Genomic DNA, 14,796 nt, shown 5'->3' on the forward strand with positions numbered 1-14,796 from the left:
GGCAGGCGTCATTGATCGGCGTTGCCGAACGTTCTGAAAAAGGAAAATTTTACCCAACAGCGTACCATGCTAACAGCGTTATTTAAGGCCGTATTCAAGGCCGGGGGAGGATTCCACGATGCGCGGCCCAGGCAGCCACCCGCCTGCGCTTGAGCTGGCGTATACTGGTGCGCTGATCAACCGCTGGACTCATGGAGAAACGCATGCCGCTGACGCTCTGGTTATCGCTGGCCGCCATCTGTGCCATGGGGGCCATGTCCCCGGGGCCTAGCCTCGCGCTGGTACTGCGCCACACCCTGGGGGGCGGGCGGCTGCCCGGCGTGACCGCGGCGGTGTTCCATGCCCTGGGCGTGGGTTTTTATGCCCTGTTGACCGTGCTGGGGCTGGGCGCGCTGGTGGTACGCCACCCCGAGGTCTTTCAGCTGATCACCTGGGGTGGGGCCGCCTACCTGGCGTGGCTGGGGTTCAAGGCCTTGCGGGCCGGGCGCGCCAGCTCGCTGGCGGCCGATGCGGTGGTCACCACGCCAGGCCAGGCGGCCCGAGAAGCGGTGCTGGTGGCTCTGGGCAATCCCAAGCTGATCATCTTTTTCGTGGCCCTGCTCAGTCAGTTCGTGACGCCGGACATGAGCCCGTTGGCCAAGGGCATCATCGTGGCCACGGCGATGGTCATCGATGGCGGCTGGTACGTACTGGTGGCCGTGGGGCTGTCGCACTCGCGGGTGCTGCCCTGGCTGCAGCGCCACGCCCACTGGGTCAACCGTGTTACCGGTGTGCTGCTGATCGCGCTGGCGCTGAGGGTCGTGGCGGGGCCACTGTTATAAGCAGCCATGGTGGAAAATTCGCGCAGGCGTGAGCCGCCGGGCTGGTGCTGGCAGGCCGCCTCGTGGCAAGGTAGCGTCAGACGATAGCAAGAGGGTGTGTGATGAGCATTTACGAACAGGATTGCTACACCCATCAGGGCCAGCCCTTCAACCTGCGTGCGCTGCGCGGCCAAGTGCTGTTGGTGGTCAACGTCGCCAGCCAGTGTGGCTTTACGCCCCAGCTCAAGGAGCTGGAAAGCCTTTACCAACGCTACCGTGACCGTGGCTTTACCGTGCTGGGCTTTCCCTGCAACCAGTTTGGGCGGCAGTCGCCCGAAAGCGCCGAAGCATTCTGCACCTTCGGGGAGCAGCAGTTCGGGGTCAGCTTTCCGCTCATGGAGAAGGTGAACGTCAACGGGGGCAACGCGCATCCGCTCTTTACGCTGCTCAAGCAGGAAGCGCCAGGCGTGCTGGGCACGCGGGCCATCAAGTGGAACTTCACCAAGTTTCTGGTCGCCAGAGACGGGCAAGTGCTGGCGCGTTTTGGCCCACGAGACCATGGCCCACGCCTGCGCCTGGCCGTGGAGGCGGCGCTGGACAAAGCGTGAAGGGGCTAGAGCTCGCCCCGGCTGACCATCAGCCGCTGCATCAGGTCGTTCCAACGGTGGCGTACCATCATGGTGGTCAAGCCCGAAAACAGCGCCCAGGTTTTGCGCCGCCAACCCTTCAGGCGCAGGTTGTGATTGACCAGCTGCTTCATCAGCTTGTAGTCATCGAACTTGCGCCACTCGCTGGCCACCGACAGCTGATGGCGTGACAGCACCGGGGCCAGCTCGATACGGAACACCCACTCGAGCTCCTTGAGCGGTAGCCCGTGCTGTTCGATGACCTCGATCATGCGGGCGTAGTCGCGCTCGGTGGGTTCGCGGTCCAGCCAAAGCGGGGCGAGCGCCAACCAGAGGTCGCCGCGTTCATCGACTAGCTGCTGTGCATTCATCACGGTTCTCATCGGCAGGAAGTGGGCAGGGCGCTATCCTGCCGTGAATCCCCCATAACCTCAAGAGCGGACAGGGCGCGCCGAGCCCGCTAGAATAGCGCCTACTGGCAAGTGAGCACGAGGGTGCTCCGATGATACTCATCCGATGAAGGGGTCCAATGTGATCATTAAACCGAAAGTTCGGGGCTTTATCTGCACCACTACTCATCCCAAAGGCTGCGAACAGAACGTTCTCGAACAGATCGAAGCGACCCGCGCCCGTGGTTTGGACAAGCACCAGGGCCCGAAGAAAGTGCTGGTGATCGGGGCTTCCAGCGGCTATGGCCTGGCGGCGCGTATCACGGCGGCCTTCGGCTACGGTGCCGATACCTTGGGCGTGTTCTTCGAAAAGCCCGGCAGCGAGAAGAAGCCCGGCACGGCGGGCTGGTACAACAGCGCGGCCTTCGACAAGTTTGCCAAGCAGGAAGGGTTGTACAGCAAGTCCATCAACGGCGATGCGTTCTCCCATGAAGCCCGCGAGAAGGCCATCGAGCTGATCAAGCAGGACATGGGCGAGATCGACCTGGTGGTTTACTCACTGGCCTCGCCGGTGCGCAAGATGCCCGATACCGGCGAGCTCAAGCGCTCCAGCCTGAAGCCCATCGGTGAGACCTACCGCGCCACGGCCATCGATACCAACAAGGACGCGATCATCGAAGCCGAGGTGGAGCCGGCGACGCAGCAGGAGATCGACGACACCATCACCGTGATGGGCGGCGAAGACTGGGAGCTGTGGATGAGCGCTCTGGCAGACGCAGGCGTGCTGGCCAAAGGTGCCCGCAGCGTGGCGTTCAGCTATATCGGCACCGAAATCACCTGGCCGATCTACTGGCACGGCGCCCTGGGGAAAGCCAAGGAAGACCTGGACCGCGCAGCGGCGGCCATCGATGCCAAGCTGCAAGAGAGCGGCGGCGGTGCCAACGTGGCGGTGCTGAAATCCGTCGTTACCCAGGCCAGCGCGGCGATTCCGGTGATGCCGCTGTACATCGCCATGGTGTACCGCATCATGAAAGAGCAGGGCCTGCACGAAGGCACCATCGACCAGTTGAACCGTCTGTTTGGCGAGCGCCTCTACTCAGGCCAGCCCGGTGAGATGGCCACCGACGAGCAGGGCCGTCTGCGTCTGGACGACTGGGAGCTGCGTGACGACGTTCAAAAAGCCTGTCAGGACCTGTGGCCAAACGTCACCACAGAGAACCTGTTCGACATTACCGACTATGCTGGTTACAAGCATGAGTTCCTGAAGCTGTTTGGCTTCGAACGTGACGATGTGGACTACGATGCCGATGTGAACCCCGATGTGGCGTTCGATGTCGTAACCTTGTAACGCTTGGGGCGACGGAGTGAACGCCGCGCTGTTTCATCTAACCGGTCAGGAAGAGGTGGAGTATGGATACCAGAGAGAGCAAGACCCCGGAAGAAGAGAAAGAGCACGTACTGAACCAGCGGTTGCCCGAAGATTTCGACAAGGCGGCGCCGCATAAACAGCCGGAGGCCAAGAAGCCCCCCAGTGGCATGCACAAGCTGCTGCCCGTGGTGATCATTGGCCTGGGCCTGGTGGTGGCGGCCTTTGTCATCCTTGGCATGGGCAACAGCGGCGGTTGACGCAGCACCTTCGTTTGCCGGGCCAGTGGCCCGGCAATTTGCATTTATGCGCCGTGTTTTTGTTCCTGCGGTCATGGCGCTGCCTTCCGCGCCGCAATTGGGTAAGATGACGTTTGATTTGAACACGTTATCTCGACAGCCAGCGGCGGTTTCCATGCAGTGCCTCTCACCTTGTCACACCTTCACATGCCCACTCGGCCGTTGACGCCTTCCCCCGATCAGCGTCGGCGGGTTGCCTTTGTGCTGTTTCCCGGGTTTTCGCTATTGGCCCATGCCAGCGCCATCGAGCCACTGCAGATGGCCAATCAGCTCAGTGGCCAGATGCTGTATCACACGGTGACGCTCAGCCTGGATGACGAGCCCGTGCGCAGTGCATCGCAGCTTTCGCTGCTGGCCCAGCACCCGTTGGAAGCCGCTCTTGGGCCGCTGGATATGCTGCTGGTCTGCGCACCGACACCGCTACCCTACGTACTGCCCGCCAGGCTTCACGAGTGGCTGCGCGGTCATCAGGGTAGGGGCGTTGCGCTAGGCGGCCTGGCGGGGGGCACCGAAGTGCTGGCCCGCTGCGGGCTGCTGGAAGGCTATCGCGCGACGCTGCCCTGGCAGCGCTTCGACGCATTTGCCCAGGCGTACCCCCAGGTCACGCTTTCCCAGCAGCTGTTCGAGATCGACCGTGATCGTCTGACCTGCGCGGGCGGCACCGCCGCCATGGACATGATGCTGACGCTGATCGGCAAGCATCACGGCCCACGGCTGGCTGAACAGGTCTCGGAGCAGTTCGTGTGCGATCGCATTCGCCTTGCCGATGAGCGCCAGCACGTCCCCCTGCGCCACCGCCTGGGCCACGCCCCGCAAAGCCTGGTGGATGCGGTCACGCTGATGGAAGCCAATATCGAAGAGCCGCTTTCGACCCTGGAACTGGCCGAACACCTGGGCATTTCCCGGCGTCAGTTGGAGCGGCTGTTCAAGAAGTTCCTGCAAGCGGTGCCCAGCCGTTATTATCTGGACTTGCGGCTGCAGGAAGCCCGCAAACAGCTCAGAGAGAGCGACCGTCCCGTGGGCGACATTGCCCTGATGACCGGTTTCTCCTCGGGCGCGCACTTTTCCACCGCCTACCGTAACCACTTCGGGATCACCCCGCGGGAAGAGCGGCTGGGGTAGGCGCAGCTTTTCATAATTTAGCGTCCCAATCGTGAAAGCAGGGCGGCCACCGCCCCTCGTATACTGATGTCATCGCTGACTCCACCGGAGGATTTGTTTCATGAGCCACACCCCAAGTCGCCAGGATTTCGACCACTACATGATGCCCAACTACTCACCGCAACAGAGCATTCCGGTGCGTGGTGAAGGCAGCCGCCTGTGGGATCAGCAAGGCCGTGAATACATCGATTTTGCCGGGGGGATTGCGGTGAACTCGCTGGGTCACTGCCACCCGGTACTGGTCAATGCGTTGAAAGAGCAGGGCGAGAAGCTCTGGCACTTGTCCAACGTGTTCACCAACGAGCCTGCGCTCAAGCTGGCCAAGACGCTCACCGAGCGCACCTTTGCCGACAAGGTATTCCTGTGCTCTTCCGGCGGTGAAGCCAACGAGGCGGCGCTGAAGCTGGCGCGCCGCTGGGCGGTGGATCACCACGGCGAGCACAAGGACAAGATCATCTCGTTCTACCAGTCGTTCCATGGCCGCACCTTCTTCACCGTGAGCGTGGGCGGGCAGCCAAAATACTCCCAGGGCTTTGGCCCGGTGCCCGGCGGCATTCTGCACGCCAACTTCAACGACCTGGAGAGCGTGCGCAAGCTGGTGGGTGATGACACCTGCGCCATCATGGTCGAGCCCATGCAGGGGGAGGGCGGCATCGTGCCCGCCACCCAGGAGTTCCTGCAGGGCCTGCGCGATCTGTGCGACGAGCACAACGCGCTGCTGATTTTCGATGAAGTGCAAACCGGCGTTGGCCGCAGCGGCGAGCTGTACGCCTACAAGAACTTCGGTATCACTCCGGACATTCTCACCAGCGCCAAATCGCTGGGCGGTGGCTTCCCGATCGGTGCCACCTTGACCACCGACGCCATTGCCAAGTCGCTGGTGATCGGTACCCATGGCTCCACTTACGGCGGCAACGCGCTGGCATCGGCGGTGGCCCTGGCGGCGGTCGAGTTCATCGACACCCCCGAAGTGCTGCAAGGGGTCAAGCAGCGTCACGACCTGTTCCGTGAGCACCTGGAAACCATCAACCGCAAGCACGGCGTGTTCAAGGAAATCCGCGGCATGGGCCTGTTGATGGGCGCACAGATGTCCGATGCCTTTGAAGGTCGCGCCAAGGATATCCTGCCGCTGGCCATGGAAGAGGGCGTGATGGCGCTGATCGCAGGCCCCAATGTGTTGCGCATGGCGCCGTCGCTGGTGATCCCCGAGGCCGACATCGCCGAAGGCATGGCGCGTCTCGAACGAGCCATTGAGCGCCTTGTTGCCAGCGCATGAGCAGGCCGCAAGCGTTACCAGAAGGAGCGTTGAGGATGCTGGTTATACGTCCGGTCACTCTGGCTGACCTGCCTGCCCTGGAACAGCTGGCCGAGCACGCCGTTCCTCGGCTGACCAACCTGCCTGCCAACCGTGAGCGGTTAGAGGAGCGCATCCTGCGCTCCCAGGAGGCGTTTGGCAGCGAGGTCGATTTTCCGGGTAACGAGCAGTACATGTTCGTGCTGGCGGACGATCATCGTCATGAGGTACTCGGTACCGCCACCATCCGCGCCCAGGCGGGGGCCGCCGAAGCCTACTATACCTACCGCCAGGAGACGCTGATCCACGCCTCCCAGCAGCTCAACGTGCGCCGGGAAGTACAGACCCTGGCGCTGTCCCACGAGGTCTCGGACGCCACGCTGCTCTGTGCGCTGTCGCTCAACCCGCGTTACAAGGGCACCAGCGCCGAGAGCCTGCTGCGGCGGGCGAGGCTGATGTTCATTGCCCAGTACCCGGAGCGCTTCTCGCGGATTCTCGCCGTGGCATTTCCGGGCTACCTGGATCGCCAGAATGAATCACCCTTCTGGGAGAGCGTGGGCCGCCACTTCTTTGCCCGCGGTTTCCAGGAGATGAACCACATGGCCGGGGTGCGCTCGAAAAGCTTCATTGCCGAGGTGATGCCCCAGTTTCCGCTCTACCTGCCGCTATTGACGCCGCCCGCCAGGGCAGCCATTGGCCGTGAACATCCGGCCCATGAAGCGGCGCTGGCGGAAATGCTGGCGGAAGGCTTCGTTCGTTCCCGGCACGTGGATATCTTCGATGCCGGGCCCATCGTCAAGGCCGAGCGCGAACGGCTGGAAACCTGTCGTCGTGCCGCCTGGCACCCGGTGCGGGTGCGCCCGGAGCATGCCTTGCCGGATGCCGAACCGGCGATGATTGCCAACCAGACGCTGAGCGATTTTCGCTGCATCGTGGCGCGCTATGCGCTTTCGCCCACCGGGCAGCTGATGCTTTCCCCGCAGCATGCGCAGCGCCTGGGGGTGGAAGAGGGGCGTGCCGTATTGGCGGCGCCGTTAGCCCTGCCTAGCGCCGTCGATGCGCTCGATGAAGGAGAGATGTAATGCGCATTCGCCCCATTGCCCTTGATGATCTGGATGGGCTCCAGGCGCTGGCGCAGCAGGCAGGCGTTGGCTTTACCTCGCTGCCGGATAACCGGGAGTTCCTGGCGGGCAAGATCGACGCCGCCGCCCGTGCGTTCGAAGAGCGCACGCCAGTGGACGACCGGCTCTACTTTTTTGTACTGGAAGATGAGGCCAACGGCGAACTGGCAGGCTGCTGCGCCATTGAAGGTCAGGTGGGTCGTGAGGTGCCGTTCTACAACTACCGGCTTGGCACCCTGGCCCACTCTTCGGTACAGCTCGACCTGCATCGCACCATCGACACGCTGTTTTTGAGCTCGGACCATACCGGCGATGCCGAGGTGTGCTCGCTGTTCCTGCGCCCGGAGTACCGTGGCGAGGCCAACAAGCATTTGCGCAACGGTGCGCTGCTTTCCAAGGCGCGCTGGCTGTTCATGGCTCAGTTCCGCGACCGTTTTCCCGAGAAGGTGCTTGCCGAAATGCGCGGCGTGTTCGATGAAAACAACGTCAGCCCGTTCTGGCAAAGCCTGGGCAAGCACTTCTTCCCCATGGATTTCAGCGAGGCAGACCGGCTGACTGGCCTGGGTCAGAAAAGCTTCATTGGCGAGCTGATGCCCAAGTTTCCCATTTACACCACGTTCATGTCGGAAGAGGCGCGGGCCTGTATTGGTCAGGTACATCGCCACACCCGCCCGGCGCTGGAAATGCTCAAGAAAGAGGGGCTGCGCTGGGAAGGCTACATCGACATCTTCGACGGCGGCCCCACGGTGGAAGCCTATATCGATGATGTGCGGGCGATCCGCAATTCACGCTGCTATCAGGTGGAGGTGTCGCCTGACGCTGCCGCAGAAAGCGTCAGCCGCTGGCTGGCGGCCACCACCCAGATGCAGCACTTTACCGCTGGCTGGATTGGCCGAGGCCCCGCTGACGAAAGCACCGTCGTCCTGACCCCTCAGGAGGCCGAGCGGCTGGGCGTCGCCACGGGCGACACGCTGCGTCTGCTGGAAACCTGATCTGCCCACGTACCCGACTACCCGACTACCCGGCTCAGCAAAGGAGAGCGTCATGCATAACCCGAACGCACGCACCCCGCGTATGCCCGCCCAACAGCAGCAGTTGATCGATGGGGCCTGGGTGGTCGGCGAGGCCGCCCCCGTGACCAAGCACGACCCCGTGGCAGGCACGTTGCTTTGGCAAGGGGCTTCGGCGTCGCAGCCCCAGGTGGGGCGGGCAGTCGAGGCTGCCAGGGCCGCCTTCCCCGGTTGGGCGCGCACTCCCTTTGCCGAGCGTCAGGCGTTGGTAGAGCGGTTCGTCGAGGTGCTCAAGGCGCGCCAGGAAGACCTGGCCGTGGCGATTGCCGCAGAGACCGGCAAGCCGCTATGGGAAGCGCGTACCGAAGTCGGAGCCATGGTGGGCAAGGTGGCGCTCTCCATCAAGGCGTACCACGAGCGCACCGGCGAACGTGAAAAAGAGGTGGGTACCGCCAGGGCGGTCCTGCGCCATCGGCCCCACGGGGTAATGGCCGTATTCGGCCCCTATAACTTCCCTGGGCACCTGCCCAACGGCCACATGGTGCCCGCGCTGTTGGCGGGTAACACGGTGGTGTTCAAGCCCAGCGACCAGACCCCGCTCACCGCGGATTTGACCCTGCAGTGCTGGCTGGAAGCCGGCTTGCCCGCCGGGGTGATCAACCTGGTACAAGGCGGCGTGGCTGTGGGGCAGGCGCTCTCTGCCCACCCGGGTATCGATGGCCTGCTGTTTACCGGCAGCGCCAAAGTGGGCGGCCTGTTGCAGCAGCAGTTTGCCGGGCAGCTGGATAAAATCCTTGCCCTGGAGCTGGGGGGCAACAACCCGCTGGTGGTCAAGGATGTCGATGATCAGCGCGCAGCCGTCCTGACCATTTTGCAGTCGGCGTTTCTTTCCGGCGGCCAGCGCTGCACCTGCGCCCGTCGTCTGATGATTCCCCAGGGGGAGGCGGGAGATCGTCTCATCGACGCACTCTCCGAGGCGATTGCCAAGCTGCACGTGGCCGGGCAGTTCGACGAGGAGCCCGCGCCATTCTATGGCGGCCTGGTGAGCGTGGCCGCGGCCGATGGCCTGCTCAAGGCGCAGGACGAACTGGAAGCCATGGGCGGCACGGTGATCAACCGTATGCAGCGCCTGGCAGAGAACACCAGCCTGCTCAGCCCCGCGCTGATCGACGTGACCGGCCTGGAGGTGCCCGATGAGGAGCACTTTGGCCCGCTGCTGAAAATCCATCGCTATGCCGATTGGGACGAGGCGCTGGCACTGGCCAACGACACCCGCTACGGCCTTTCGGCGGGGCTGATCGGCGGCGAACAGGCGGATTGGGACGACTTCCTGCTGCGTATTCGCGCAGGCATCGTGAACTGGAACCGCCAGACCACGGGGGCATCGGGTGACGCGCCCTTCGGCGGCGTAGGCGATAGCGGCAATCACCGTCCCAGCGCTTTTTATGCCGCCGACTACTGCGCCTACCCCGTTGCCTCCATGGAAGCCGACAGTCTGGAAATGCCCGAAACCCTGCCACCGGGAGTCACCCTATGAGCGTCCACAGCATTCGGGAAGTCAACTTCGACGGCCTGGTCGGGCTGACCCACAACTACTCGGGACTGGCCCACGGTAACATGGCCTCCATGAGCCACGGGGGCCTGGTTTCCAACCCCCGAGAGGGCGCGCTGCAGGGGCTGGCCAAGATGAAGTCGCTGATGGATGCAGGCTACGCCCAGGGCGTTCTGCCCCCGCAGCAGCGGCCGGACCTGGGCGCGCTGCGCGACTTGGGCTTCAGCGGCAGCAACCGCGTGATCCTCGCTCGAGCGGCGCAGCAAGCGCCACAGCTGCTGCGGGCGGTGTGCTCGGCGTCCAGCATGTGGACCGCCAACGCGGGCACCATTACGCCTAGCGTGGATGCGCTGGATGGACGGGTGCACTTTACCCCGGCCAACCTGCAGTCGAGCTTCCACCGCTACCTGGAGCCGCGCACCACGGGGCGCGTACTCCAGGCGATTTTCCGCGATGAGCAGCACTTCGCCCACCACCCGGTGCTGCCCGCCACCCCCGCGTTTTCCGATGAAGGGGCGGCCAACCACACCCGGTTGTGCGGTGAGTACGGCGAGCCCGGTGTGCACCTGTTCGTGTATGGCCGCCAGGCGTTTGGCGGCGGGCGCAGCGAGCCCAAGCGCTATCCCGCCCGGCAAACGCTGGAAGCCAGCCAGGCGGTGGCCCGCCAGCACGGGCTGAGCGACGCCCAGACCGTGTTCGCCCAGCAGCACCCGGAGGCCATCGATGCGGGCGTGTTCCACAACGATGTGATTGCCGTGGGCAACGGCCCGGTGCTGCTCTACCACGAAATGGCGTTTCTGGACGAGGCGCGGACCCTGGACGAGCTACGCGCCAAAATGAGTACGCCGCTCATTCCCATTCGGGTCTCGGCGGAAGCGGTGAGCATGGAAGACGCGGTGGCGTCGTACCTGTTCAACTCCCAGTTGCTTTCCAACCCGGATGGCACCATGACCCTGGTGGTGCCCAGCGAGTGTCAGGAGCGGGAGGCCGTGTGGCGCACGCTGCAGGACTTCATCCTGGCAGGCAATAACCCCATTGGCGAAGTGATCGTCAAAGACGTGAAGCAGAGCATGCGCAACGGCGGCGGCCCCGCCTGCCTGCGCCTGCGCGTGGTGCTCAGCGACGCCGAGCGCGCAGCCCTCAGCGGTCGCGTGCTGCTCGACGATGCGCTCTATAACGACCTCACCGCCTGGGTGAGCCGACACTACCGCGACCGCCTCACCACCGATGACCTGGCCGACCCGCAGCTCGCCACGGAAGTCCTCACCGCGCTGGATGAGCTGACGCAGCTGCTGAACATTGGCTCGGTGTACCCGTTTCAACAGGGGTAAGCGCCCTGCCAAACAGCTCATCATGAGGCTTTCTCATGATGAGTTGAATTAATGTCGCTTTTCATTCATGTGGTGGGTCTGGCATAAAGAACACATCCTCTTCGATGACGTGGCGCTAACGCCCGTGTATCGAAACGTCAAACATGGCATCGAGCGCTGAGCTGCATTGCGGCGCCGTCGCCAATCTCGACCAACAGGGTGTTTGTTCGCGATGAGCTACGACTTTACCTTCGATATCAAGAGCGTCCGGTTCGACGAAAACTACCGTCCTGCCGAGAGCACGCGTACCACGACCAACTTCGCCAATCTGGCGAGAGGCGAGCGCTGCCAGGAAAACCTGCGCAATGCGCTGACAATGATCAACAACCGGTTCAATACCCTGGCGCACTGGGATAACCCCAGGGCGGATCGCTACGCCGTCGAGCTGGATATCATCACCGGCGAGCTGAACATGGCAAACGCGAGCGATGCCTTCCCCGCGATTGAAATGCTGAAGACGACCATCATCGATCAGCATCTCGACAAGCGCATCGAAGGCATGATGGGGAACAACTTCTCTTCCTACGTTCGCGACTACGACTTCAGCGTGTGGCTGGCCGAGCATAATCAGGAGCGCTCGGAGTTTGGCATCCCGGAAGGGTTTGGCGACCTGCATGGCAAGCTGTTCAAGCGTTTCATTCACTCCGACGCCTACCGCGCATCGTTCAGCAAGGCGCCGGTCATCTGCCTGAGCGTGTCTCACAGCAAAGTGTATCGCCAGACGGAAAATCGCCACCCCGTGCTGGGCGTCGAGTACGTCAACGACGAGCCGTCGCTCACGGATTTCTACTTCGCCAAGATGGGCCTGCAGGTGCGCTACTTCATGCCGCCCCATAGCGTGGCGCCATTGGCGTTCTATTTCTCCGGCGACCTGCTGGCCGATTACACGGATCTCGAACTGATCAGCGCCATCAGCACCATGGAGACGTTTCAGAAGATTTACCGCCCCGAGATCTATAACGCCAACTCGGCGGCAGGCAAGCTCTATCAGCCTAGCCTGAAGCATCAGGACTACTCGCTGACGCGCATCGTGTACGACCGTGAAGAGCGCAGCCAACTGGCCATCGAGCAGGGGCGCTTTACCGAGCAGTATTTCATCAAGCCCTTCCGCCAAATACTCGACAAGTGGTCGGCCGATTACGCCCTTTGATCCCCTCATCATGAAGGTTATTTCTTATGAAGACACTGTTGCCCACCTCGACCGCCGGTAGTTTGCCCAAGCCCGCCTGGCTGGCCGAGCCCGAGACGCTCTGGTCCCCTTGGAAACTGCAGGGCGACGAGCTGGCGGAAGGCAAGCAGGACGCGCTGCGGGCGTGCCTGCACGATCAGCGTCAGGCAGGCATCGACATCGTCAGCGACGGCGAGCAAACTCGCCAGCACTTCGTGACGACGTTCATCGAGCACCTCGATGGTGTCGATTTCGAGCAGCGCAAGACGGTCAAGATCCGTGATCGCTACGAGGCCAGCGTGCCTTCGGTGCTGGGCCCTGTCTCGCGGGAAAAACCGGTCTTCGTCGACGATGCCAAATTCCTGCGCCAGCAGACCGACCAGCCCATCAAGTGGGCGCTGCCAGGCCCCATGACCATGGTCGACACCCTCTATGACGGCCACTACAAGAGCCGTGAAAAACTCGCCTGGGAATTTGCCAAGATCCTCAACCAGGAAGCCCGTGATCTGGCGGCGGCGGGGGTAGACATCATTCAGTTCGATGAGCCCGCCTTCAATGTGTTCTTCGATGAGGTGAACGACTGGGGCATCGCCGCCCTGGAAAAAGCCATCGAAGGCGTCACCTGCGAGACCGGCGTGCATATCTGCTACGGCTACGGCATCAAGGCCAACACCGATTGGAAGAAGACGCTGGGGTCCGAGTGGCGCCAGTACGAGGAAATCTTCCCCAAACTGCAGGCCTCGAACATCGACATCGTCTCGCTGGAGTGCCAGAACTCCCACGTGCCCATGGAGCTGATCGAGCTGATTCGTGGCAAGAAGGTGATGGTCGGAGCCATCGACGTGGCTACCCACACCGTCGAAACCCCGGAACAAGTCGCCGATACCCTGCGCAAGGCGCTACGTTTTGTGGACGCCGACAAGCTCTACCCCTGCACCAACTGCGGCATGACGCCCCTGCCGCGCAAAGTGGCGCAAGGCAAGCTGAAGGCATTGAGCGCAGGCGCCGACATCGTGCGCCAGGAGCTCTCTCGATAACCCATTTGGCGGGCTCGGCATTCCGTGCCGGGCTTGCCGATTTGCCCCGCCGCTTAATTCCCACTATCAATGACGCAACGGCCTGCCTCGGCGGGCCGTTCGTTTGATGTTGCCAATATTTAGCAGAGCCACTCCCGTACCTATTAACAGTGTGCCCAGTAGTAAGCCTTCGGGCGCGGTTTCTCCCTGTAAAAAGATAGCTACGGGCACACCTACGATAGCGCCAACGGAGCCCAACAGGCTTAAAAATACCGGGCCGCCGCTTTTCTGTAGCAGAAAAAGCAGTAAGAACTGAGCTGCGAAGACCACCGCTTGAACGGCAATCAGCAGGGTCGGCAGGTAGTGATCTGTTGGGACAGAGAGGGTGAAGCCCGGCATGAACCCCACGATGAGTAACAATACGGCGGCAGCAATCAGCATTCCCGGCGCTAGCGCATCACTAGACACACCTTCTGGCCAACGCAAGGTTCTGTAAAGATTGCCGATGGCGAGTAGTACGGGGCCGATAAGGGCAAGGAGAATCCAGAGATAATGGGCATCCGGTGCTGATAACTTATGCCATGCCAGTAGCATGGCTCCCACCAGGGCTGACATAACCCCTGCCGCACGGGATATCTGGAACCGCTCCACATTGCATGCCAAGGCTCCCAGGTAGGTGAGCAACGGTGGTAGTGTGATAATGAGCGCCACGAAACCGGCCCCCACATGAGGGATAGCGGAGAAAAACAGTAAGTTGGCACCCGCAACGCCCAGTAGCCCTGAGGTAACGTAATACTCTAAAGTGCGGCGGTTGATCGGTGGCAAGTTGTGCCGGAAAGCAGCGAACATCAATAGCATCAGAGCTGCCCCTGAGATCGACCAGAAAAGAAAAGCGAGCGCAGACAGCTGGAAGTCACTGGCCAGTTTCGCCAAATTCGTCGACAGGCCCAGCAGGGTGCCTCCGGCAATCAGGTAGATCAGGGGCATGAGCCAGGTGCTTTGGCGTGGCTGTATCGTGCGTGTAGTGGTTGATAGCATCATAGGTTAAGCGCCCATGGGGACTTTGTTAAATAGCTTGATATCAAGATATTTGCGTTTCATCTTGACGTCAAGGTAATTAGGCGACAACACGTTATGGATCATGTAGACACCATTCTGGAGCAGTGGCGGCAGGAGCGACCCGACCTCGATGTCGCGCCGATGGGGACCATCGGCCGGGTCAAGCGGCTCAATCACGCGCTAATGCGCGTCATGGAGAAGACATGGGCAAAGTACGGGCTGACGGACGCCAGCTTTGATGTTCTGGCGACTCTTCGGCGTGAGGGGGCACCTTATGCGCTGTCTCCGGGAGATCTGATGGCATCCACAATGGTGACTTCAGGCACCATGACGCATCGTCTCAATCAACTGGAAAAAGCGGGCTTGATCGAGCGAGTCAAAAACCCTGCTGATGGGCGCGGTTTTCTGATTTCTCTTTCTCAACGTGGGTTCGAGGTGATTGAAGAGGCAGTGGCTGCCCACGTGGATACTCAGGCGCAGTTGGTCAACGGCCTTACTGCAGAGCAAAGATCACAGCTCGATGACCTCCTCAAGCAGTTGTTGGCGGGGCTGGAGTAGTGAGAGG

At 62.1% G+C, this 14,796-nt stretch carries 15 protein-coding genes; 13 read left to right on the forward strand and 2 right to left on the reverse strand.

What is annotated here, in order from left to right; genetic code table 11:
* Positions 1 to 203 precede the first annotated feature (203 nt).
* Positions 204 to 821, forward strand: a complete 618-nt coding sequence (locus LG409_RS04730; RefSeq protein WP_227407719.1) for a LysE family translocator — start codon at positions 204 to 206, stop codon at positions 819 to 821.
* A gap of 101 nt (positions 822 to 922) precedes the next feature.
* Positions 923 to 1,408 (forward strand): glutathione peroxidase, encoded by a 486-nt coding sequence (locus LG409_RS04735; protein WP_096921309.1) that lies wholly within the window; start codon positions 923 to 925, stop codon positions 1,406 to 1,408.
* A 5-nt stretch (positions 1,409 to 1,413) separates the two neighbouring features.
* Here LG409_RS04735 and LG409_RS04740 read toward each other — a convergent pair whose 3' ends face one another.
* Complete coding sequence (locus LG409_RS04740) at positions 1,414 to 1,797, reverse strand: DUF7079 family protein (RefSeq protein ID WP_039175751.1); 384 nt, start codon at positions 1,795 to 1,797, stop codon at positions 1,414 to 1,416.
* Between the two features lie 160 nt (positions 1,798 to 1,957).
* Here LG409_RS04740 and fabV point away from each other — a divergent pair, with 160 nt between their 5' ends.
* The 10 genes from fabV (at position 1,958) to LG409_RS04790 (ending at position 13,193) form a co-directional block, all read left to right on the forward strand.
* Positions 1,958 to 3,163: an enoyl-ACP reductase FabV gene (gene fabV, locus LG409_RS04745; protein WP_039176082.1), complete on the forward strand. Its 1,206-nt coding sequence runs from the start codon at positions 1,958 to 1,960 to the stop codon at positions 3,161 to 3,163.
* A 62-nt stretch (positions 3,164 to 3,225) separates the two neighbouring features.
* Positions 3,226 to 3,441, forward strand: coding sequence for a hypothetical protein (locus LG409_RS04750; RefSeq protein WP_016916408.1), 216 nt, complete (start codon positions 3,226 to 3,228; stop codon positions 3,439 to 3,441).
* 186 nt (positions 3,442 to 3,627) lie between these two features.
* Entirely contained in the window at positions 3,628 to 4,602 is a 975-nt protein-coding gene (locus LG409_RS04755; RefSeq protein WP_227407720.1) for a GlxA family transcriptional regulator, read from the forward strand.
* 100 nt (positions 4,603 to 4,702) lie between these two features.
* Positions 4,703 to 5,917 carry an aspartate aminotransferase family protein gene (locus LG409_RS04760; RefSeq protein ID WP_039175754.1) on the forward strand — a complete coding sequence of 405 codons (1,215 nt, stop codon included), beginning with the start codon at positions 4,703 to 4,705 and terminating at the stop codon, positions 5,915 to 5,917.
* 35 nt (positions 5,918 to 5,952) lie between these two features.
* Complete coding sequence (locus LG409_RS04765) at positions 5,953 to 7,017, forward strand: arginine N-succinyltransferase (protein WP_081139043.1); 1,065 nt, start codon at positions 5,953 to 5,955, stop codon at positions 7,015 to 7,017.
* Complete coding sequence (gene astA / locus LG409_RS04770) at positions 7,017 to 8,048, forward strand: arginine N-succinyltransferase (protein WP_227407721.1); 1,032 nt, start codon at positions 7,017 to 7,019, stop codon at positions 8,046 to 8,048. Before LG409_RS04765 ends, astA begins: the two co-directional genes overlap by 1 nt.
* Positions 8,049 to 8,130: 82 nt before the next feature.
* On the forward strand, positions 8,131 to 9,603 hold the full coding sequence (gene astD, locus LG409_RS04775; RefSeq protein WP_227408089.1) for a succinylglutamate-semialdehyde dehydrogenase: 1,473 nt from the start codon (positions 8,131 to 8,133) through the stop codon (positions 9,601 to 9,603).
* Positions 9,600 to 10,949, forward strand: coding sequence for an N-succinylarginine dihydrolase (astB, locus tag LG409_RS04780; RefSeq protein ID WP_227407722.1), 1,350 nt, complete (start codon positions 9,600 to 9,602; stop codon positions 10,947 to 10,949). Before astD ends, astB begins: the two co-directional genes overlap by 4 nt.
* A 211-nt stretch (positions 10,950 to 11,160) precedes the next feature.
* On the forward strand, positions 11,161 to 12,138 hold the full coding sequence (locus LG409_RS04785; RefSeq protein WP_039175760.1) for a DUF1852 domain-containing protein: 978 nt from the start codon (positions 11,161 to 11,163) through the stop codon (positions 12,136 to 12,138).
* Between the two features lie 26 nt (positions 12,139 to 12,164).
* Positions 12,165 to 13,193 carry a methionine synthase gene (locus tag LG409_RS04790; RefSeq protein ID WP_016916417.1) on the forward strand — a complete coding sequence of 343 codons (1,029 nt, stop codon included), beginning with the start codon at positions 12,165 to 12,167 and terminating at the stop codon, positions 13,191 to 13,193.
* A 66-nt stretch (positions 13,194 to 13,259) separates the two neighbouring features.
* Here LG409_RS04790 and LG409_RS04795 read toward each other — a convergent pair whose 3' ends face one another.
* Positions 13,260 to 14,159, reverse strand: coding sequence for a DMT family transporter (locus LG409_RS04795; RefSeq protein WP_227407723.1), 900 nt, complete (start codon positions 14,157 to 14,159; stop codon positions 13,260 to 13,262).
* Between the two features lie 147 nt (positions 14,160 to 14,306).
* Here LG409_RS04795 and LG409_RS04800 point away from each other — a divergent pair, with 147 nt between their 5' ends.
* A complete protein-coding gene (locus LG409_RS04800) occupies positions 14,307 to 14,789 on the forward strand; it encodes a MarR family winged helix-turn-helix transcriptional regulator (RefSeq protein WP_227407724.1) in 483 nt (160 codons plus the stop codon).
* Positions 14,790 to 14,796: the final 7 nt, after the last annotated feature.

The sequence above is a fragment of the Halomonas sp. NyZ770 genome, from assembly GCF_020616575.1.
In the GTDB taxonomy this organism is placed as follows: Bacteria; Pseudomonadota; Gammaproteobacteria; order Pseudomonadales; family Halomonadaceae; genus Vreelandella; species Vreelandella hamiltonii.